Origin of the sequence: Cellvibrio chitinivorans (genome assembly GCF_035117775.1) — a bacterium.
Taxonomy (GTDB): domain Bacteria; phylum Pseudomonadota; class Gammaproteobacteria; order Pseudomonadales; family Cellvibrionaceae; genus Cellvibrio; species Cellvibrio chitinivorans.
This window is the reverse complement of the sequence record NZ_JAYKKN010000024.1, coordinates 1-1,266: the sequence shown is the minus strand read 5'-3', so window position 1 is coordinate 1,266 and position 1,266 is coordinate 1. Positions and strand designations below refer to the sequence as shown.

Genomic DNA, 1,266 nt, shown 5'->3' with positions numbered 1-1,266 from the left:
TGGTCTTACCCACAAAAAGTAGACACTCTAACTATGCAGCTAGCGCTGCCCTTCGTTCAAACTCAGCGGGCGCCACATAACCAATACTGGAATGTCGGCGCAAGCGATTATAGAACACCTCAATGTATTCAAAGATACTGGATTTAGCTTCATCAATCGAGTGAAACTGCTGGGTGTAAATCAACTCGACTTTCAAGCGACTAAAGAAGGACTCCATCGGTGCATTATCCCAACAGTTTCCTTTGCGACTCATACTCGGGATGGCACCATGACAACGCATAAAATCAATATATTTTTGCGCCCGATATTGAACACCTCTATCAGAGTGAATGATTAAGCCAGGTTTGGTATCACGCCGTTCAAATGCCATGTGTAATGCATTGCTAATCAGTGCCTCTGTCATGCTGGTATCCAGCGACCAACCGACAATACTGCGCGAATAGAGATCCATTACCGCCGCCAAATAGAGCCACTGCTTTTCAACCCAGATATACGTGATATCCGTTGTCCATTTTTCATTGGGTTTGTTCGCGCCAAAACGACGCCAGAGTAAATTCTCTGACACGTTGTGCATCGTCAAGGCATGGCTTCCATAATTAAATGCCTTACCGTTGTGCGCCTTTAAACCCTGTAGTTTCAGTACATTGGCAACAAAGTTCACTGAACAAGGATGACCTATGGCCTGCAACTCTTTGGCGATGCGCGGCGCACCATAGCGTGCTTTGTAAGTCGCATAGGTGTCCATGATCTGACGCTCGCGGCACTCCCGCTTCTGCTGCCGCTGGCTCTTTTCCCGAACAGTCCAACGATAAAAGCCGCTACGGGAAACGGACAATACACGACACATTAGCGTTACCGGAAATGCCACCAGATGCTCACGTATTAATGCGTACTTCACTCGCGCTGGTTCGCAAAGTACGCAGCTGCCTTTTTTAGGAAGGCCAACTCTTTTTCAAGCTCTGCATTTCTTCGCTTTAACTGACGCAGCTCATCACTTTCATTTTTTGAATAATCGACACCCGCCACCGAATTGAACTGCTTTTCAGAAAGACGGGTAAATTGACGGCGCCAGTTGTAGATTTGCTGTGCGCTAACACCAAGATCCCGCGCAACAGATGCAGTGGTATTACCCTCCTGCTCTGCGCGTTTAACGGCTTCGCGACGAAACTCTTCGGTATAAGCCTGTGTTTTTTTACGTGCCATAGTGAGCACCTCCATATAGGATTTTCAACTATACAGGGTGTCTACAATTGGTGGGTAACTCGG

At 47.3% G+C, this 1,266-nt stretch carries 2 protein-coding genes; both read right to left on the bottom strand.

Annotated elements, in window-relative coordinates:
* Positions 1-31: 31 nt before the first annotated feature.
* Positions 32-898, bottom strand: coding sequence for an IS3 family transposase (locus SPL68_RS18420; protein WP_323816633.1), 867 nt, complete (start codon positions 896-898; stop codon positions 32-34).
* Positions 895-1,203: a transposase gene (locus tag SPL68_RS18415; protein ID WP_323816632.1), complete on the bottom strand. Its 309-nt coding sequence runs from the start codon at positions 1,201-1,203 to the stop codon at positions 895-897. Before SPL68_RS18415 ends, SPL68_RS18420 begins: the two co-directional genes overlap by 4 nt.
* Between the last annotated feature and the right edge of the window lie 63 nt (positions 1,204-1,266).

Bases quoted from the DNA above. Each gene is read 5' to 3' on its own strand.
- SPL68_RS18415 (WP_323816632.1), bottom strand. From the start codon at position 1,203: ATGGCACGTAAAAAAACACAGGCTTATACCGAAGAGTTTCGTCGCGAA.